Genomic DNA, 18,804 nt, shown 5'->3' on the forward strand with positions numbered 1-18,804 from the left:
TGTTAGCATCCTTTCACAACGTATATTGACCAAAAACCAAGTTTGATTCACATGTCTCAACAAAATATAGATTTCTACTAAGCTTATTACACTGGTGAAACGTGGATACCGGATATCTGCCCTAAAAATGGAGAATAAGCCAGCCATGTCAAAGGACACCTTTACATTATCTTCTGGATACTTAAAAAAAATTGTTCCATTACTGATGAAGTACCAAGTGCCAGCGACCCCCACGAACTACGCCCTTTGGTACACCTATATTGCCCACACTGACGCTGAACTCGCAAAGGTCATGGATGACGCTATTCAAGAGTCTGGCTCAGTCAGTGCTTCGCAGTGCGAACAGCTTTATCAAGCTCATATTGCTGACAAGCATGATAAAGGGTTTCATGAGTTGCAGAGCAACTTACAAGCCATGGCTCAAGAAATGGGCAACACCATGGTCGATACCATGAAAGACACTGACGTATTTCAAAACGCCTTGGATAAATCATTCAAGCAACTGGCTCGCGTCGGTGAAGAAACCCTCACCATGGAAGAAACCATCGCTCTAGTGAGAAGTGCAGTAAAAGGATCCAAAGAAATAAAGCAGTCCACCAGCTTTTTTAAACATCAACTGGCTGACGCACAAAAAGAAATCGCGAGATTGAAAGAAACCCTGGCCGAAGCAAATGAACAAGCCATCAATGATGCGCTGACGGGGATCTTCAATCGACGCGCCTTCGACGATCAACTTTCAACCATGATCGCCAATCCCCCGCCTAAGGGGTTTTGCCTGTTACTTTGCGATCTTGACCATTTTAAAAACTTTAACGACACATATGGTCATCTTATGGGTGATCAGGTGCTAAAAATCACAGCAAAGCGTCTGTCTGAGTACTGCCGCGAAGGCATACAGGCATATCGTTATGGAGGGGAGGAGTTTGCGATGCTGGTGCCTAATCGGGCATTAAATGGTGCCCGACGTGTCGCAGAAACCGTCCGCTCAAGCATTGATAAGCTTGTGATAAAAGATAAAAAGTCAGGTACAAAGCTGGATAACATTACCGTTTCAATTGGCGTCGCTCAATTTGAAAAGGGTGAGCATGGAAAAGCACTTATAGAACGCGCTGACAAACAACTCTATGAAGCTAAAAAGCTCGGCAGAAATCGTGTGATGCCTATTGCGTAACGGTAAGGCCTACTCAAACAAACGGGCGGCGATATGCCGCCTTAATTTATTTTCAATTGGTGCTTTTTTCATCAGTTGAATTTGTTTATACTCCGCGCGAATTTTACATTCCCAGAGTGATAACGCAGCTAGGCTAGACGCCATTGGAACCCCTGACGCCACTCTGCTTTAGATAACCGTCATGGATGCGCAATAAATGAGAACCCAAAATGCGCCCAGTAACTGTTCGTCCTATTCGCGTTACCCGTACTCCAGCACGTATGCGTTCCACCTCTTTTGCACCGCGTTTTAAAGCAAAAGGGACGCAAGACTCCACCCCAGATTTGACCTTGGTACGTCCATCACCAATCAACACTCAGCCCCCTGAGGGCGAAGCTGCGTAAGCTTGGTCACATGTGACAGAATCTGATACTGTACGCAGATAAATCATATAAAAACTAAGGCTATTGGCCAAATTTGGAGTCTTCAATGAAATGTCATCGCGTTAATGAACTGATTGAGCTTTTGCACCCTGAGTGGCAAAAAGAACCTGAGCTCAATCTGATGGAAATGATTAAAAAATTGGCAGACGAAGCGGGCTATGAGGGCACGCTTAACGATCTCACCGATGACGTACTCATCTATCACCTAAAAATGCGAAACAGCCAAAAAGACGAAATGATCCCAGGTCTGGCAAAAGACTGTGAGGATGACTTCAAAACCGCCATCCTTCGTGCACGCGGCATTATCAGCTAAGACACGTTGATTAAGCAGAATAGTAAAGCGAAGCCTTTGGGTTTCGCTTTTTTATTTCAAAACAATCATCTGTTACACGTTATCCCCACCGTATCCCGGCTATTTTCCCACCACACGCACAGAATTCCGTACTGCGCCTGCGTTATAATCTGGCGACTATTATTAACAAATCAAACATAAAAACATCACAGACTACGTCTCTGTGAATTAAGGGTAGATACACCCTTTTGCCCCAAGGAATGCAGGTGTCATGAGCAAGGAAAAAATCGACGTAAAAGACGTCACACCAAAAACATATAACCCGAAAACCCACAAGGGTAGCGGGGATAGATTTAATCCCAGCAATCGTATTTATGTACGCGCAATGAGTGGTGTGTACCAACAACTACGACGAAAAATGGGCTGGTTTTTCATGCTCTTGTTTGTCCTTACACCATGGATCCCTTATGGAGACAGACAGGCGATACTGATCGATATTGGCAAACAACAGTTTAACTTTTTCGGTACCACCCTTTGGCCACAAGATCTTACCTTGCTCGCCACCCTGTTTATGATTGCCGCCTTTGGTCTATTCTTCCTCACCACGTTTTTAGGTCGAGTCTGGTGTGGTTATCTTTGCCCGCAAACCGTGTGGACATTTATCTATATCTGGTTCGAAGAGAAACTTGAAGGCTCCGCAAACAAGCGAAAAAAACAGGACTCTTTGCCACTCACTAAAACATTGCTACTTCGCAAAACCGCCAAGCATATTTGTTGGTTTGCCGTCGCATTGCTGACAGGCCTGACCTTCGTTGGTTACTTCATCCCTGTTAAAGAGTTGTTTGTCGACTTCTTCACGTTTAATACCAGCTTTTGGGTCGCCTTTTGGGTGCTATTTTTTAGTGTCTGTACCTACGGTAACGCGGGTTGGATGCGCTCAATAATGTGTATTCATATGTGCCCTTACGCGCGTTTTCAGTCCGCCATGTTTGATAAAGATACCTTTATCGTGGGTTATGACACTGCCCGAGGGGAAGCGAGAGGTCCGCGCTCACGTAAAAAGGACCCCAAAGCATTGGGATTAGGGGACTGTATTGACTGTAACCTCTGTGTCCAGGTCTGCCCGACAGGTATCGATATTCGTGATGGATTGCAGTATGAGTGCATTAACTGTGGCGCGTGTATTGATGCCTGCGATGAAACCATGACAAAAATGAATTATGCAAAAGGGCTGATCAGCTACACCACCGAGCACAAACTCGACGGACACAAAGTCGATGTCGTAAGGCCAAAACTGATTGGTTATGGCGTCGTCATGGTCGCTATGTTTGGTTTGTTTTTCGTGTTGTTTTCTCAAGTGCAGCCCATGCGCCTTGATGTCATGCGAGACCGCACTCAACTGTTTAAAACCAACAGTGATGGCTTGGTCGAAAACACTTACACATTGAAGATATTGAATAAAACCCAACACCCGGAAACCTATTCGCTATCAGTGTCAGGACTTGATGACATACAGTGGTATGGCAAAAAAGAGGTCACACTCCGAGCTGGTGAAATATTTACCCTGCCTATCAGCTTGGGCGTCGACCCGTTTGAACTCGATAAACCGATTGCAGATATCACCTTTGTGCTTGAACGCCACTCTGGCGATGACAAGAAAAAGGTGGAGACTGAAAGCCGATTTATCAGCAAACTTTAAGCCATCGCCACAAAACGTAAAAAGGTGCCCTAGGCACCTTTTTCTTTTTGTCTGCGCACCGATCTCGCAATTCTCTGTTACCATCCTAAGCAAGATACCGCTATGAATTTGCAGAATGAGTGACGCCCAGTTTTCCTTTGAACACCTAACACCGGACATGCTAATCAACGCATTAGAGTCTGTAGGTATTCGGCCAGAATCCGGTTTGCTGCCATTAAACAGCTATGAAAACCGTGTTTATCAATTTCAGGATGAAGAACGCCGTCGCTTCGTGACCAAGTTCTATCGTCCACAGCGCTGGAGCAATGCGCAAATCCTCGAAGAGCATCAATTTGCCTTCGATTTGGAGCAAGCTGACATTCCTGTTGCCGCGCCGATCATGCTTGATGGCAATAGTTTATTTGAACATGAAGGCTATCGCTTCGCCGTATTCCCAAGCGTTGGTGGTAGAAGTTTTGAAGTCGACAACTGGGACCAACTGGAAATGGTTGGCCGTTTTCTTGGCCGTATTCATAAACTCGGTGCCAGCAAACCGTTCACCGAACGCCCGACCATTGGTCTGGATGAATACCTCTTTCAGCCACGAAAAACACTCGAAAACAGCAGCTTCATTCCTCATCACTTAGAAAATGCATTTTTTTCCGACTTAGACCGCCTAATTGATGTCTTGTCGCGTCGTTGGCAGGAAAATTGGCCCTCTATTCGCTTACACGGTGATTGCCACCCAAGCAACATCTTGTGGCGTGATGGCCCAATGTTTGTTGACTTGGATGACGCAAGAAATGGCCCAGCCATTCAAGATATCTGGATGCTGCTCAACGGTGATCGCAACGACCAACTTGCACAATTGGATACGGTTGCAGAAGCGTATTCAGAGTTTTACGACTTTCCTCACCAACAGTTGCAACTTATCGAGCCACTTCGCGGTCTCAGAATGGTGCACTACATGGCGTGGTTGGCAAAACGTTGGCAAGATCCCGCATTTCCTCGTGCATTCCCATGGTTTGCTGAGGCAAAATATTGGGAAAGTCAGGTACTCGCTTTTAAAGAACAATTAGCAGCACTTGAAGAGCCAGCACTGACGCTGACACCTCAATGGTAAGCTGAAAAACTATTACAATCAGGGAGAAAGAAAGCTATGTTGAAAAAACTGTTCGCAGTCGCCGCAGCAGCAATGTTGGCGTTTTCTGCGCAAGCAGCACGTTTCAATGCGGGCGAAGATTACCAAATTCTGGATTTACCAAAATCAGAATCACCCACTATTACCGAGTTCTTTTCATTTTATTGCCCACATTGCTTCCGCAGCCAAGGCTTAATGACTGAGCTGAAAAAGCAGATCCCAGAAAACGTTTCGTTTAACAAAAATCACGTTTCGTTTATGGGTGGCGGCATGGGTAAAGCACTGAGCAAGGCGTATGCCACCGCAGAAATGCTCGGCGTGGAAGACAAAATTGCGCCAGTGATTTTCAACCGCATTCATGTGTTGAACAAACCACCGCGCAACGAAGAAGAAATCCGCCAGATCTTTATTGATGAAGGTGTGGACGCGAAGAAGTTTGACGGAACCTATAACAGCTTTGCCGTAAATGCGATGGCAAACCGCTTTGATAAAGCGTTCCAAGAATCAGGTCTTCGCGGAGTACCAGCACTGATTGTTAATGGCCGCTATCACGTGACGCCAACGACCATCAACAGTACAGAAGACTACTTCGCGCTGGTTAACTACCTACTAACGCAATAAATACCAGAAACAAAAAAGGGCCGCATGGCCCTTTTTTATTGCGTTCTTACCGAGCTTTGCTCAGGTACCTTTCCTGACAGCATCGCTGGGCTTTTCGCGTAAATCGCTTCCAGCTCACGGTCTTTCTCTTCCCATACGGATGTTAACCACTGATGGAAGTGACGCTTAAATACCTTGTCATTAAAGTAGTCTCCCGTCACTTTCTCATCCACAGGTAATGTGTGGACACGTACTACCACCTTTTTCATGCGGCCTGACAGCAAGTCCTTAAACGGCAAGGTGCGATTTTCTGGGTAAGCGACAGTCACATTGATGATGGCATCAAACTGCTCGCCCATCGCACCCAGTGTGTAAGCAATACCGCCGGTTTTCGGGGCCAAAAGGTGATTAAATGGAGAACGCGTTTGTTTCTGCTTTTCATCAGTAAAACGGGTTCCTTCGACAAAGTTCACCACAGTGGTTGGCGTATGACGAAAACGGGTACAGGATTTTCGGGTGGTTTCCAAATCGCATCCACGCTTTTCAGGGTGCTTGATAAGGTACTGGCGCGAATAACGCTTCATAAACGGCATATCTACTGCCCAGCAGGCCAACCCCAAGAATGGGACGTACAATAGCTGTTGTTTAAGGAAAAACTTCGCCATGGGTATGCGGTTTCGAAACACCGAGAAAATCACCACGATATCGGTCCAGCTCAAGTGATTGGAAATCAAAAGATACCAACCTTCTTTGTTGAGCCCTTCTCCCCCTTCTACATCCCACTCCACATCCGATGTCAGCATCAGAAGTTTGTAATTGAGTGTCGCCCATGCCCACATAAAACCGTTGCAAGCCTTAGACACAACACGCTGCCACGCAGGGATCGGCAAGAGCAGTTTTAAAAGCGCAAGGCAGCAAATTAACACCGACCAAAACGCAGTGTTAACACAAACCAGCGCAGAATTTAGAACGAGTAGCAGCAAAAAACAGTTTCCCAGCGCGTTGAATTAGATATTGTTAAGAGGCCGTAATAATACTCTGGACAAATAAAAAACACCATTCAGTTACCAGTGGTCAAATCAGTGCCTAAAAAGCAACCGGGACTAGCTGGCCAATGCCGTCAACTGTTTCAACAATCGGTCCATGGAGCGATAGCCCAACGCTTCCGCGAGATGGCCCCGACAAATATCTTTCTCCCCCGCCAAATCAGCAATGGTACGTGCCACTTTTATGATCCGGTGGTAGGCACGAATGGAAAGCCCCAGGCGATGCAACGCGGTTTCTAGAAAATCCGCATCTTCACGTGCCAATGGGCAGTACTTGTCTATTTCGCGGCTGGATAGCTGTGCGTTTACTTTCCCAGCGCGCGCCAACATGACCGCTCTGGCTTGACTCACTCGCGCTTTAACAACGGCGGTTGGCTCTCCGCGATCACCGCCCTCCGTAAGCGTACCTCGAGGCAGAGCAGGGATTTCTATCGATAAATCGAAACGATCAAGAAAGGGACCCGATAGTCGATTCAGGTAGCGAAGCGTCGCTTGTGGATTCGTTCGAGAAAGTTGACCTTCATAATGGCCAGTAGGGCTAGGGTTTAACGCACCTATCAATTGAAAACGCGCAGGAAAGCGCGTTTTCCCGTTCGCCCTAGAAATGACGATTTCGCCGGATTCTAGTGGCTCGCGCAGTGAATCCAGCACTTTTCTCTCAAACTCAGGCATTTCATCCAAAAACAGCAGGCCGTTATGCGCCAATGAAATCTCACCGGGCTTTGGCACGGTGCCACCGCCCACCAACGCAGCCATTGAGCTTGAGTGGTGAGGTGTTCGATACGGCCGCTGCCGCCAATTTCCTTCATGCAGCGGCTTTTCGGTCAACGAGGTTACCGCCGCTGTCTCCAGTGCCTCTTCGTCACTCATCGGTGGCAATAAATCCGCCATTCTGGACGCGAGCATGGTTTTTCCTGTTCCAGGAGGCCCTAAAAACAAAAGGTTGTGACTGCCTGCTGCTGCAATTTCTAACGCTCGCTTCCCTTGTTGCTGTCCGATAATGTCTTGCATACACCGCGTGGGCAAACTGCCGCTGATATCCTCATCATCAGGCTCTTTTAGACCTAAACTGCCTTGACCACTGAGATGGCGACAAACACTGATGAGATCAGGCGCAGAAAGGTGACGATCTCGCCCAACCAGTGCCACTTGCCCCCCATTGTCGTCAGGAACAATAAGCTGCCTGTCTACCTCTCTCGTCGCAACGCCAGCAGGCAGCGCACCTTTAACCCCGCGAAGCTGACCTGAAAGAGCCAGTTCACCGACAAACTCAAGCCCATCCAAACGGGTCATGGGGATCTGCCCCGACGCCGCGAGAATGCCAAGGGCAATGGGTAAGTCAAAACGACCGCCTTCTTTGGGGAGATCGGCAGGCGCGAGGTTGACGGTTATCCGACGCGCTGGAAATTCGTATCCCGAATTCACAATGGCACTGCGAACACGATCTCTGGCTTCTTTGACCGTCGTTTCCGCAAGGCCAACTAAGTTAAAACCCGGTAAACCATTACTGATATGAACCTCAACAGTAACGGAAGGAGCACTTACACCAACGCAAGCGCGACTGTGAATAATGGCTAAATTCATGAATGCAACTAACTATATAATTATCAATAACTTAAACGTATTAATATTAAGTATTACTGCATCATTAAGCAGATTTTGGAAAAACTGCTCATTTTTTTCTTGTCATGCGACGAAGGTCTGTGATACCACTATGAGCGGACAACATGTATGCAAACAAACGTTGACATAATCATACACAGCCGACACATACGGCGAAGAATGAATCAAAAATGAATAAATCGAATCGCGCTCTAGTCATTATTATTTCAATTATCGTGGTGCTACTACCGCGAGGGGCAGCGACGGTTCGAAAATAGCAAACAAACATCGCAACCAGCCCCCGCATCGAAAGGTCCGGGGGCTTTTTTCACATATGGACGTACGGTTGTAAACGCAAAAAGGATAACGCGGCATGGAACCTTCTAAGGAAGCAGAGCAGACACATACCTCTCCACAATGTTACATCGGGAGGTCAAAATGACAGGCGCACAACTGGTAGTTAGCGCGTTACGCCAACAAGGCGTGACGACCATTTTCGGCTATCCCGGCGGTGCTATCATGCCGGTGTACGACGCGCTGTATGACGGTGGTGTTGATCACGTGCTTTGTCGTCATGAACAAGGTGCCGCCATGGCCGCTATCGGGTATGCCCGTTCAACAAGCGGTGTTGGGGTTTGCCTCGCCACCTCAGGACCAGGCGCAACCAACCTTATCACGGGTCTTGCAGACGCGATGATGGACTCCGTACCCATCGTTGCTATCACGGGTCAAGTTGCCAGCCCGCTTATCGGTACCGATGCTTTTCAAGAAGTGGATGTTTTAGGGCTTTCCCTTGCGTGTACCAAACACAGTTTCTTGGTTACCGACACCCGCGAGTTAGCCTCCACCTTAGCTGAAGCGTTTGTCGTCGCCAAAGAAGGCCGACCGGGTCCTGTTCTTGTCGATATAGCCAAAGACGTACAATTAGCGCAGCTTGATAGCGTTGAGGTTCCCGTCCTGCCACTCCCCGCGATGCCTGAAATTTCACCGTCTGTTTTGCAAGAAGCGAATACCTTGATCGCTCAGGCGAAAAAGCCGATCGTTTACGTCGGCGGCGGCATCCAGCTTGGACACGCGACGGATACGTTGCGTCAATTTCTCGCGCACCACCAAATCCCCGCCACCAGCACACTGAAAGGATTGGGCTCGGTTGACAAGGATTATCCTTACTACCTTGGCATGCTGGGTATGCACGGCACCAAAGCGGCGAACCTTGCCGTGCAACAATCCGATCTGCTGATCGCTATTGGCGCACGTTTTGACGATCGCGTGACCGGCAAATTAGATACCTTTGCGCCTCATGCTAACGTCATCCACATCGACATTGATGCGGCCGAATTCAACAAGCTACGTCGCGCTAACGTCGCATTACGTGGCGAGCTAAATACCGTGTTACCTCAGCTCGGCGAGCCTTCTGATATTGCGGCATGGCAAGAAAACATCGTCGCAATGAAAGCGGATTTCGGCTGGCGTTATGACCACCCCGGCGACCCGATTTTTGCACCACTGCTGCTAAAGCAACTTTCAGACACCATGCCAGATTCCACGGTGGTAGCGACCGATGTAGGCCAACACCAAATGTGGGTAGCACAGCACGTAGAACCTCGCCGTCCTGAAAATTTGCTGACATCTGCGGGCTTGGGCACCATGGGCTTTGGTTTACCCGCTGCCATGGGGGCAAAAATGGCACGCCCAGAGGACGAGGTCGTATTAGTTTCGGGAGACGGGTCGTTTATGATGAACGTTCAAGAGCTTGGTACGTTAAAACGACGTAATATACCCGTGAAGATAGTCCTGCTCGATAATCAGCGTCTTGGCATGGTTCGTCAGTGGCAGGAACTGTTTTTCAATAAACGCTACAGTGAAACCAACCTGTCGGATAACCCTGACTTTGTTGCACTCGCAAAGGCATTTGATATACCGGGTAAGACCATTACCCGCAAAGACGAGGTTCAGCCTGCCCTTGAGGCAATGCTGGCCAGTGACACAGCCTACATGCTGCATGTTGCTATCTCAGAGGAAGAGAACGTATGGCCACTGGTTCCACCCGGTGCCGCCAACCAGGATATGTTGGAGAGAACATGAGCCAATCTCACACGCTTCTTATCAATGCTGACGACAAGCCGGAATTGCTTGAGCGTCTGCTTCGCATTGTTCGTCACCGCGGCTTTCGCCTCACCCGTCTGGATATGCATCATAAAGACAACAGCGACGCCGTCGAAATTACCTTAGAAGTAAACAGCGACCGTCCAGTCTCCAATCTTCAGAATCAATTAGACAAATTATGGGATGTCTCACGCGTACGTTTGCTCCCTCAAGAACAACAGTAATGCGTTACTTATAAGGATTAAAATAATGGCAAACACCGCGGATTTTATTTGGTCTAACGGAGAGCTCATTCCTTGGCAAGATGCCACCGTTCACGTTTTGACCCACGCCATGCACTACGGTACGTCAGTCTTCGAAGGCATTCGTTGTTATGACACGCCAAATGGCCCCGTTGTATTCCGTCACCAAGAGCACATGCAACGCCTGAAAGACAGCGCAAAGATTTACCGCTTCCCGATTCCTTACAGTGTTGAAGAACTGATGGAAGCGTGCCGCGAAACATTACGCGCAAATAACTTGCGCTCTGCCTACATCCGCCCGCTGGGATTTATTGGAAACGTGGGCCTCGGTGTATGCCCACCACCAGATACTAAAATGGATCTGATCATTGCGGCATTTAGCTGGGGTTCTTACCTTGGTGAAGAGGCTCTGGCAAACGGCGTAGACGCCATGATTTCAAGCTGGAACCGCGCTGCCCCCAACACCATTCCAACCGCGGCAAAAGCCGGTGGTAACTACCTGTCGAGCTTGCTGGTGGGCGGCGAAGCACGTCGTCATGGCTACGCAGAAGGTATCGCATTGAGTGTTGACGGCTACCTGTCAGAAGGTGCCGGTGAGAACCTGTTTGTGGTGAAAAACGGCGTGATTTCGACGCCACCAGCGACCAGTGCCATTCTGCCAGGTATCACACGTGACTCCATCATGACCATCGCGAAAGACATGGGTTATGAAGTGCGTGAGGAAAACATTGCCCGTGAAGCACTTTACCTCGCAGATGAAGTCTTTATGACGGGGACTGCCGCAGAAATCGTGCCGGTGCGCAGCGTTGACCAAATCACGGTCGGCGAAGGCACACGTGGCCCAATCACCGAAAAAGTACAATCCGCATTCTTTGGCCTGTTCAATGGTCAAACAGAAGATAAGTGGGGATGGCTAGATCCGGTCTCTCCGGAAGCCAAGTAAGCAGTAAAAAGAAGGAATAAGGAAATGCCTAAGTACCGTTCAGCCACCACCACCCACGGCCGCAATATGGCTGGTGCGCGCGCATTGTGGCGCGCCACTGGCGTTAAAGATGAAGATTTCGGCAAACCCATTATTGCCGTGGTGAACTCATTTACCCAGTTTGTTCCAGGCCACGTTCACCTGAAAGACCTGGGCCAGTTGGTTGCCAAAGAAATTGAAGCCGCAGGCGGTATCGCCAAAGAATTCAACACCATTGCGGTTGATGATGGTATCGCGATGGGCCACGGCGGCATGTTATACAGCCTGCCTTCACGTGAACTGATTGCAGATTCGGTCGAATACATGGTCAACGCACACTGCGCTGATGCCATGGTGTGTATCTCCAACTGTGACAAAATCACCCCAGGGATGCTGATGGCAGCGATGCGTCTGAATATCCCTGCGATTTTCGTTTCCGGCGGCCCAATGGAGGCGGGTAAAACCAAACTGTCGGATCAGATCTTAAAGCTGGATCTGGTTGATGCCATGATCCAAGGTGCCGATCCAAACGTGTCTGACGAGCAAAGCGAGCAGATCGAGCGTTCAGCCTGCCCAACCTGTGGCTCTTGCTCTGGCATGTTTACTGCTAACTCAATGAACTGTCTGACGGAAGCAATGGGCCTTAGCCAGCCGGGTAATGGCTCGATGCTCGCTACACACGCGGATCGTGAGCAACTTTTCGTCACCGCAGGCCAACGTATTGTTAGCCTAACTAAGCGTTACTACGAGCAAGATGATGCATCGGTGTTGCCACGCAACATCGCTAGCAAAGCAGCACTGGAAAATGCCATGGCGTTGGATATCGCCATGGGTGGCTCTACCAATACCATTCTTCATTTGCTGGCTGCTGCTCAGGAAGGCGAAATCGATTTCGATATGACAGACATCGACCGCTTGTCCCGTCAAGTACCGCACCTTTGCAAAGTCGCACCTTCTACCCAGAAATACCACATGGAAGATGTGCACCGCGCAGGTGGCGTGATGGGCATTTTGGGCGAGCTAGATCGCGCCGGTCTGTTGAAAACGGATGTCCCCAACGTGCTGGGTGAAACCATGGCAGACACCTTGGCCAAATACGATATCGCCGTGACGGACGATGAAGACGTAAAAACCTTCTACCGTGCAGGTCCTGCAGGTATCCGCACCACCAAGGCATTTTCTCAAGACTGCCGATGGGAAACGCTGGATGACGACCGCACAGAAGGCTGTATCCGCACCAAAGAAAACGCCTATAGCCAAGATGGTGGCCTTGCCGTATTGACGGGCAACATCGCTATCGATGGCTGTATTGTAAAAACAGCAGGTGTTGAGAAAGAAAACCTCACGTTCCGTGGCCCAGCACATGTCTTTGAAAGCCAAGAAGATGCGGTAAATGGCATCCTCGGTGGCGCAGTAAAAGCTGGCGAAGTTGTGGTTATTCGCTACGAAGGTCCGAAAGGTGGCCCAGGTATGCAGGAAATGCTGTATCCAACCACCTACCTGAAATCAATGGGATTGGGTAAAGCGTGTGCGCTTATCACAGATGGCCGTTTCTCTGGCGGTACCAGTGGATTATCCATCGGTCACGTTTCACCAGAAGCGGCGAGCGGCGGTACCATTGGCTTGGTCAAGCAAGGCGACATCATTGATATCGACATCCCGAACCGCAGCATCGTGCTGGACGTCAGCGATGATGAACTCAATGCGCGTCGCGCTGAGCAAGACACGAAAGGCTGGAAGCCAGTATCTCGCCAACGTGAAGTGTCCTTTGCGCTAAAAGCGTACGCCAGCATGGCGACCAGTGCCGACAAAGGCGCTGTCCGTGACAAGAGCAAACTGGAGGGGTAATCATGACTCAGGCCCGCCAACAACAAGAACCAGCACCGCTCAGTAATGCTGATTACCTGTGCGATATTCTTCGTGCACCTGTTTATGAAGTGGCTATTGTCAGCCCGCTGCAGGACATGCCGCGAATTTCCCAGCGATTGGGCAATACCATTCAACTGAAGCGTGAAGATCGCCAGCCGGTGCATTCGTTCAAATTGCGCGGTGCCTATAACATGATGGCTCAGTTGACCGAGACCCAGAAAAAAGCCGGTGTAATTGCCGCCTCTGCAGGAAACCACGCCCAAGGTGTGGCGATGTCTGGTAGCAAGCTTGGGGTTAGAGCGACCATTGTTATGCCGCGTACAACACCCGACATTAAAGTCGCTGCCGTGCGCAGTTTTGGCGGCAATGTGGTGTTGCACGGCAATAACTTTGATGAAGCCAAAGCCCAAGCTGTCGAATTGGCTGAGGAACATGGCTATACCTTTGTTCCGCCGTTTGACCACCCTTCGGTGATCGCAGGTCAAGGAACCATTGGTATGGAGATGCTGCAGCAAAATGGTCATCTCGACTATATCTTCCTGCCTGTCGGCGGAGGCGGTATCGCTGCAGGTGTTGCGGTTATCGTCAAGCAGCTCATGCCACACGTCAAACTGATTGGCGTTGAAGCAGAAGACTCTGCCTGCTTGAAAGCGGCGTTAGATGCTGGTGAGCCAGTCACGCTCGACAATGTAGGCACCTTCGCAGATGGCGTCGCGGTTAAACGCATTGGTGACGAGTCCTTCCGTCTGTGTCAGGCGCATCTCGACGATGTTATTACCGTATCAAGCGATGCTATCTGCGCAGCCGTCAAAGATATCTTTGAAGATACGCGCGCCATTTCAGAGCCAGCTGGTGCGCTTTCGCTAGCTGGACTGAAAAAATACGTGGATGAACACCAAGTCCAAGGAAAAAACCTTGCCGCTATCCTTTCCGGTGCTAACACCAACTTCCACAGCTTGAGGTATGTCTCTGAACGGGCAGAGCTCGGTGAAAAACGAGAAGGGCTACTGGCGGTGACGATTCCAGAGCAAACGGGCGCATTCTTGGAATTTTGCAAAATTCTTGGCGGCCGTGCGGTCACAGAGTTTAACTACCGTCACAGCGATGATGCGTTAGCCAATATCTTTGTTGGCGTGCGTTTGCTTAATGGACAAGAAGAGCTTGATGGCATCATCACCGATTTACGTAAAGGCGGCTATCCGGTTGTCGATCTGTCTGATGATGAAATGGCAAAAGTGCACATTCGCTATATGATTGGCGGACGCCCAACCAAGCCAATGAAAGAGCGCCTATACAGCTTTGAGTTTCCTGAGTATCCGGGAGCCTTGCTGCGTTTTCTCAATACGTTAGGTACCCATTGGAATATCAGCATCTTTAACTATCGTAACCACGGGGCGGACTATGGTCGCGTGCTATGTGGCTTTGAATTAGATGATAAAGATTTGCTGTCCTTCACTGCGCATTTAAGAGAGCTTGGCTATTCATGGAAAGACGAGACCGATAACCCGTCCTATCGCTTCTTCCTTGCTAAACCCTGATAAAGAAAAAGCCCAGCAGTAGCTGGGCTTTTTTTCTAGAGATTTTCTTCTTTTTTATCTGGCTCTTGCTTGGCGGGCATATTCACCATGTATTCGGCAAACAGCAACGCCTGCTCCATCACGAGATCACGCGCCGATTGAGGAAGACTGCTAAACAGTGTTAACAGTCGGTTCAACTCTTCTCGGTGTGTAAACGCGATGTCACTTCGTGAGCTTTCGCCGTATAACAACCAATTTAACGGACGACCAGTTACTTCAGCGATCATGACCAGAGATGACACTTTTGGCTCTGTCTTACCCGATTCAATATCGAGGTAAGTCTGGCGCGCAACACTAAGGTATTTGGCCATCTCTACTTGAGTTATATCGCGATATTCTCTCGCTTCACGGATACGCTGAGCAACATGAGCTTTGACAATCAACATCGCTTATTGCCCCACAACTCGACGTTACATCACCAACTTTCCTTTGTCGGGTCTCGTAACGCGCTTAACTGCTAGATCCTGCATTATGCACAGCGTGGTTGCCTTCACATGCAAAGCGTCATTGAATTGTGAAATAAGGCTGGTGTTGCCTAAGCCATATGACAACGTTAATGTGCAATACCCATTTTCGCAGGCAAGGCTATACTTGGCTCTCCAAGTAAGTGAGTGCTCAACCCCGTTGCGCTGGTTTTGAGTAATTCACCAGAAATGAAGCCATATTTACACTTTGATTGAGAATTGCCGTTCGTGCTTCATGCGGCAGTTTTGAGAAGTGCTCAAGCAGGCGATTTACGTCCTGTTTGTACTGCACATCATGAAGTTCAACGTCTGCATCACCATAAACAAACCACACCAAAGGACGGTCGGTTATTTCGGCAATTTCAGATAGCATACGAACGCGAGGCTCAGTTTTACCTGTTTCGATGTCTAAATATGTTTGGCGTGCAACTTCGAGAAGTTTCGCCATTTTCACCTGAGTGATACCCTTCCACTCACGTGCTTCTTTGATGCGTTTTGCTACTTGTGATTTTGAATCAATCATACTTCAATCCCTACGACATACAGCTTTGATTATTCTTGTGCTGTTTTATCGATAATATGCACAATACGCGCCAACTATTTAGACAAAGATATTTCTATTTAAAATCATAAACTTAATAAACAACATCTACAGTGTGTTTATCTTTCTAGGCGTGATGTCTTGTTAAGAGTGCGAAATGATTTGCAAAATGCAAATGATCGCAAGGTTTGCCAAGTTGCAAATAGCAATTTACCGTCAACTTGTATGACTTGAACGACAAAAAAGGGACTTAAGCCCCTTTCTTGGTTTGATTACATTGCGCTATATCACTCCACCGTCACGGCTTTCGCGAGGTTTCGAGGCTGATCGACATCCGTACCTTTGATCAATGCAACGTGATATGACAATAATTGCATTGGGATTGTATAGAAAATCGGCGCAGTGATGGCATCCACGTGTGGCATGGCGACAATAGACATCCCCGCACTGTTTTCAAAGCCGGCTTCTTTATCAGCAAACACATAAAGCTGCCCACCACGAGCACGAACTTCTTCAATATTGGATTTCAATTTCTCTAGCAATTCGTTATTAGGGGCAATCACGATCACTGGCATGTCTGCGTCAATCAATGCAAGCGGACCATGCTTTAGCTCACCCGCTGCATACGCTTCGGCATGAATGTAGGAAATCTCTTTGAGCTTGAGTGCCGATTCCATGGCAATAGGATAAAACTCACCACGCCCCAGAAATAATGCATGGTGTTTGTCAGCAAAATCCTCGGCAAGCTGCTCAATGTGATTATCCAGTGCGAGAGCCTGCTCAATGTCACTGGGTAGTCGATGCAGAGCCTGAACAATATCGGCTTCTTTCTTATGATCGACGTGACCTTTGATCTTTCCTACAGCCGTTACTAGCATCAGCAACGCCGCTAATTGCGTGGTAAAGGCTTTGGTGGATGCAACACCGATTTCAGCCCCAGCCCGTGTCATAAAGGCCAAATCCGATTCCCTCACGAGCGACGAGCCCGCGACATTACACACCGTCATCGCTGACATAAAGCCGCGCTCTTTCGCCAAACGCAAAGCAGCGAGAGTATCGGCAGTCTCTCCCGACTGTGAGAGCGTTATGAGTAAGCTATTCGGGCGGGTGACGAATTTGCGGTAACGAAACTCCGATGCAATTTCTACGTCACAGCTTATCCCAGCAATAGACTCAAACCAGTACTTAGCAACAAAACCGGCATTGTAAGACGTGCCACAAGCGACGATCTGAATGTGCTCTGCTCGCTGAAGAATATCAGCAGCCCCGTGACCAATGCTGTCTACACGCACAGAATTCAAATCCACACGTCCTTCCAACGTATTGATAATGGCCGAAGGTTGCTCAAACACTTCTTTTTGCATGTAGTGACGGAACTGCCCTTTGTCGGCTGCATCGTGCTCAAGTGAGGACTCATGGATTTCTCGCGTAACGGACTCGCCTTGCAAATTGCAAATTTTTACGTCTCGACGAGTGATTTCAGCCACATCGCCTTCTTCGAGGAAAATAAAACGGCGTGTTACGGAAAGCAGAGCAAGCTGATCGGAGGCAAGGAAGTTCTCACCGATACCCAACCCAATAACGAGTGGACTGCCAGAACGTGCTGCAATCAATCTCTCGGGGTCACGGCGGTCCATCACAACGGTGCCGTAAGCACCGTCTAGTTGGCTGACTGTGCGTTGAAACGCCTGCAGTAGCGAACCACCTTGTGCAAGTTCCCAGTCAACCAAGTGAGCAATAACTTCGGTATCTGTCTGCGAAGAAAAAACGTAGCCACGTGCTTGAAGTTGCGCACGTAGTGCTTCGTGGTTCTCAATGATGCCGTTATGAACCACAGCAATATTTTCACCCGAAGTGTGTGGATGGGCGTTGGCTTCACTTGGTTCACCGTGTGTCGCCCAACGAGTATGCGCAATGCCTGTTCCACCAGCAATAGGCTGCTCTGCGAGAGCATCTGAGAGCATTTTTACCTTACCGACACGACGCTCTCTTGTCAGCGTCTTCTCGGAATCAACAATTGCCAATCCCGATGAGTCGTATCCGCGATACTCAAGACGACGCAGCCCTTCAAGCAATATCTCCGCAATGTCCCGTTGTGCAACAGCACCCACAATTCCACACATAGTTAACCCCAGTCAGTATTAAGGGGCGCAGATCACCTCTGTGCCCATTTTTTCAATGGCCTGTTTGGTGGTGTCATCGATACAGCTGTCCGTAATAACGGTTGTAATGGCATGCCATGGCAATTCAAGGTTGGGGATTTTGCGCCCAATCTTGTCCGATTCAATCAGCACGATCACTTCACGGCACACTTCTGACATGACGCGGCTCAAACCGACAATTTCATTGAATGTCGTTGTGCCGCGCGCAACATCAATACCGTCCGCCCCGATAAAAAGCTGATCAAAGTCGTATGCTCGCAACGCCTGCTCTGCCACTTGTCCCTGAAAAGCCTCAGAATGCGGATCCCAAGTACCACCCGTCATTAACAACGTCGGTTCGTTTTCCAACTCTTTAATTGCCTGAGCAACATTGAGTGAATTCGTCATCACGACCAAACCACGTTTATGGTTTAGCAGTGGAATTAACGCAGCCGTTGTAGAGCCACTGTCCACCACTATTCGATTATGGTCGCGGATCCGACTCACCGCCATTTTTGCGATCGCTAACTTTTGTTCCGAAACTTTTACCGCACTTTCCGAAACCATCTCGTGAGGAACCGGAACAGCACCGCCATATCGTCGAAGCAAAATGCCATTTTTCTCAAGCTCAGCAAGGTCTTTACGTATTGTTACTTCTGATGTCTCAAATAAGGATGAGAGTTCATCAACACTGACTTTGCCCTTTTCCGTCAGCATAGCAACGATAGCATGACGCCTTTGTTGAGTATTACGTTTCGACATGTAACCACCAAACTTTCGTTTCGAAAGATATTATATAAGTTAGCGAGAGATCAATATTAAAATGCGATCGAAATCACGAAGAGTTGATCCGGTGCACAAAAAGGAATTATACAGAGAATACCGAGAAGGGAAGCAGGAAGCGTGTTGATTTAAAAAGTACAGATAGAAAAAAAGCAGGCTACAAGAGCC

General features: G+C 48.7%; 17 protein-coding genes. 11 read left to right on the forward strand and 6 right to left on the reverse strand.

Annotated features, from left to right (window positions below; translation table 11 throughout):
• Nucleotides 1–145: 145 nt before the first annotated feature.
• From LRP49_RS22755 to LRP49_RS22780, 6 genes are all read left to right on the forward strand, one after another.
• Complete coding sequence (locus tag LRP49_RS22755; RefSeq protein WP_274145302.1) at nt 146–1,171, forward strand: GGDEF domain-containing protein; 1,026 nt, start codon at nt 146–148, stop codon at nt 1,169–1,171.
• Between the two features lie 209 nt (nt 1,172–1,380).
• Nucleotides 1,381–1,554 (forward strand): hypothetical protein, encoded by a 174-nt coding sequence (locus LRP49_RS22760; protein ID WP_274145303.1) that lies wholly within the window; start codon nt 1,381–1,383, stop codon nt 1,552–1,554.
• 85 nt (nt 1,555–1,639) lie between these two features.
• Nucleotides 1,640–1,906 carry a YihD family protein gene (locus tag LRP49_RS22765; protein WP_274145305.1) on the forward strand — a complete coding sequence of 89 codons (267 nt, stop codon included), beginning with the start codon at nt 1,640–1,642 and terminating at the stop codon, nt 1,904–1,906.
• Nucleotides 1,907–2,156: 250 nt separating this feature from the next.
• Nucleotides 2,157–3,584 carry a cytochrome c oxidase accessory protein CcoG gene (gene ccoG, locus LRP49_RS22770; RefSeq protein WP_274145307.1) on the forward strand — a complete coding sequence of 476 codons (1,428 nt, stop codon included), beginning with the start codon at nt 2,157–2,159 and terminating at the stop codon, nt 3,582–3,584.
• 115 nt (nt 3,585–3,699) lie between these two features.
• Nucleotides 3,700–4,686, forward strand: a complete 987-nt coding sequence (locus LRP49_RS22775; RefSeq protein WP_274145308.1) for a serine/threonine protein kinase — start codon at nt 3,700–3,702, stop codon at nt 4,684–4,686.
• 36 nt (nt 4,687–4,722) lie between these two features.
• Nucleotides 4,723–5,325: a thiol:disulfide interchange protein DsbA/DsbL gene (locus LRP49_RS22780; protein ID WP_274145310.1), complete on the forward strand. Its 603-nt coding sequence runs from the start codon at nt 4,723–4,725 to the stop codon at nt 5,323–5,325.
• Between the two features lie 35 nt (nt 5,326–5,360).
• On the opposite strand, the gene LRP49_RS22785 is transcribed toward LRP49_RS22780, so the two are convergent.
• Both LRP49_RS22785 and LRP49_RS22790 read right to left on the reverse strand, forming a co-directional pair.
• Complete coding sequence (locus LRP49_RS22785) at nt 5,361–6,284, reverse strand: acyltransferase (protein WP_274145710.1); 924 nt, start codon at nt 6,282–6,284, stop codon at nt 5,361–5,363.
• Nucleotides 6,285–6,407: 123 nt separating this feature from the next.
• Nucleotides 6,408–7,934, reverse strand: coding sequence for a YifB family Mg chelatase-like AAA ATPase (locus LRP49_RS22790; RefSeq protein WP_274145312.1), 1,527 nt, complete (start codon nt 7,932–7,934; stop codon nt 6,408–6,410).
• A 456-nt stretch (nt 7,935–8,390) separates the two neighbouring features.
• Between LRP49_RS22790 and ilvG the strand changes: the two genes are divergently transcribed.
• From ilvG to ilvA, 5 genes are read left to right on the forward strand one after another with little or no spacing between them, the layout of a single operon-like run.
• Nucleotides 8,391–10,037 carry an acetolactate synthase 2 catalytic subunit gene (ilvG, locus tag LRP49_RS22795; protein WP_274145314.1) on the forward strand — a complete coding sequence of 549 codons (1,647 nt, stop codon included), beginning with the start codon at nt 8,391–8,393 and terminating at the stop codon, nt 10,035–10,037.
• Entirely contained in the window at nt 10,034–10,282 is a 249-nt protein-coding gene (ilvM, locus tag LRP49_RS22800; protein ID WP_274145316.1) for an acetolactate synthase 2 small subunit, read from the forward strand. The genes ilvG and ilvM overlap by 4 nt, the downstream gene beginning before the upstream one ends.
• Nucleotides 10,283–10,307: 25 nt before the next feature.
• Complete coding sequence (locus tag LRP49_RS22805) at nt 10,308–11,243, forward strand: branched-chain amino acid transaminase (protein ID WP_274145318.1); 936 nt, start codon at nt 10,308–10,310, stop codon at nt 11,241–11,243.
• Between the two features lie 24 nt (nt 11,244–11,267).
• Nucleotides 11,268–13,109: a dihydroxy-acid dehydratase gene (gene ilvD / locus LRP49_RS22810; RefSeq protein ID WP_274145319.1), complete on the forward strand. Its 1,842-nt coding sequence runs from the start codon at nt 11,268–11,270 to the stop codon at nt 13,107–13,109.
• 2 nt (nt 13,110–13,111) lie between these two features.
• Nucleotides 13,112–14,668 (forward strand): threonine ammonia-lyase, biosynthetic, encoded by a 1,557-nt coding sequence (ilvA, locus tag LRP49_RS22815; RefSeq protein WP_274145321.1) that lies wholly within the window; start codon nt 13,112–13,114, stop codon nt 14,666–14,668.
• Between the two features lie 35 nt (nt 14,669–14,703).
• Here the strand turns inward: ilvA and LRP49_RS22820 are convergent, their stop codons facing one another.
• The 4 genes from LRP49_RS22820 to LRP49_RS22835 all read right to left on the reverse strand — a co-directional run bounded on the left by LRP49_RS22820 (nt 14,704) and on the right by LRP49_RS22835 (nt 18,615).
• Nucleotides 14,704–15,093 (reverse strand): helix-turn-helix domain-containing protein, encoded by a 390-nt coding sequence (locus LRP49_RS22820; protein ID WP_274145323.1) that lies wholly within the window; start codon nt 15,091–15,093, stop codon nt 14,704–14,706.
• 229 nt (nt 15,094–15,322) lie between these two features.
• Complete coding sequence (locus LRP49_RS22825) at nt 15,323–15,694, reverse strand: helix-turn-helix transcriptional regulator (RefSeq protein ID WP_274145325.1); 372 nt, start codon at nt 15,692–15,694, stop codon at nt 15,323–15,325.
• 305 nt (nt 15,695–15,999) lie between these two features.
• Nucleotides 16,000–17,835, reverse strand: coding sequence for a glutamine--fructose-6-phosphate transaminase (isomerizing) (glmS, locus tag LRP49_RS22830; RefSeq protein WP_274145326.1), 1,836 nt, complete (start codon nt 17,833–17,835; stop codon nt 16,000–16,002).
• Between the two features lie 18 nt (nt 17,836–17,853).
• Nucleotides 17,854–18,615: a DeoR/GlpR family DNA-binding transcription regulator gene (locus LRP49_RS22835; protein ID WP_274145328.1), complete on the reverse strand. Its 762-nt coding sequence runs from the start codon at nt 18,613–18,615 to the stop codon at nt 17,854–17,856.
• Between the last annotated feature and the right edge of the window lie 189 nt (nt 18,616–18,804).

The organism is Enterovibrio qingdaonensis, assembly GCF_028683135.1.
Lineage (GTDB): Bacteria > Pseudomonadota > Gammaproteobacteria > Enterobacterales > Vibrionaceae > Enterovibrio > Enterovibrio qingdaonensis.

Bases quoted from the DNA above. Each gene is read 5' to 3' on its own strand.
- LRP49_RS22790 (WP_274145312.1), bottom strand. From the start codon at position 7,934: ATGAATTTAGCCATTATTCACAGTCGCGCTTGCGTTGGTGTAAGTGCT.
- LRP49_RS22835 (WP_274145328.1), bottom strand. From the start codon at position 18,615: ATGTCGAAACGTAATACTCAACAAAGGCGTCATGCTATCGTTGCTATG.
- LRP49_RS22755 (WP_274145302.1), top strand. From the start codon at position 146: ATGTCAAAGGACACCTTTACATTATCTTCTGGATACTTAAAAAAAATT.
- ilvM (WP_274145316.1), top strand. From the start codon at position 10,034: ATGAGCCAATCTCACACGCTTCTTATCAATGCTGACGACAAGCCGGAA.
- glmS (WP_274145326.1), bottom strand. From the start codon at position 17,835: ATGTGTGGAATTGTGGGTGCTGTTGCACAACGGGACATTGCGGAGATA.
- LRP49_RS22760 (WP_274145303.1), top strand. From the start codon at position 1,381: ATGCGCCCAGTAACTGTTCGTCCTATTCGCGTTACCCGTACTCCAGCA.
- LRP49_RS22825 (WP_274145325.1), bottom strand. From the start codon at position 15,694: ATGATTGATTCAAAATCACAAGTAGCAAAACGCATCAAAGAAGCACGT.
- LRP49_RS22775 (WP_274145308.1), top strand. From the start codon at position 3,700: ATGAGTGACGCCCAGTTTTCCTTTGAACACCTAACACCGGACATGCTA.
- ilvD (WP_274145319.1), top strand. From the start codon at position 11,268: ATGCCTAAGTACCGTTCAGCCACCACCACCCACGGCCGCAATATGGCT.
- LRP49_RS22805 (WP_274145318.1), top strand. From the start codon at position 10,308: ATGGCAAACACCGCGGATTTTATTTGGTCTAACGGAGAGCTCATTCCT.
- ccoG (WP_274145307.1), top strand. From the start codon at position 2,157: ATGAGCAAGGAAAAAATCGACGTAAAAGACGTCACACCAAAAACATAT.
- ilvA (WP_274145321.1), top strand. From the start codon at position 13,112: ATGACTCAGGCCCGCCAACAACAAGAACCAGCACCGCTCAGTAATGCT.
- LRP49_RS22780 (WP_274145310.1), top strand. From the start codon at position 4,723: ATGTTGAAAAAACTGTTCGCAGTCGCCGCAGCAGCAATGTTGGCGTTT.
- LRP49_RS22765 (WP_274145305.1), top strand. From the start codon at position 1,640: ATGAAATGTCATCGCGTTAATGAACTGATTGAGCTTTTGCACCCTGAG.
- LRP49_RS22820 (WP_274145323.1), bottom strand. From the start codon at position 15,093: ATGTTGATTGTCAAAGCTCATGTTGCTCAGCGTATCCGTGAAGCGAGA.
- ilvG (WP_274145314.1), top strand. From the start codon at position 8,391: ATGACAGGCGCACAACTGGTAGTTAGCGCGTTACGCCAACAAGGCGTG.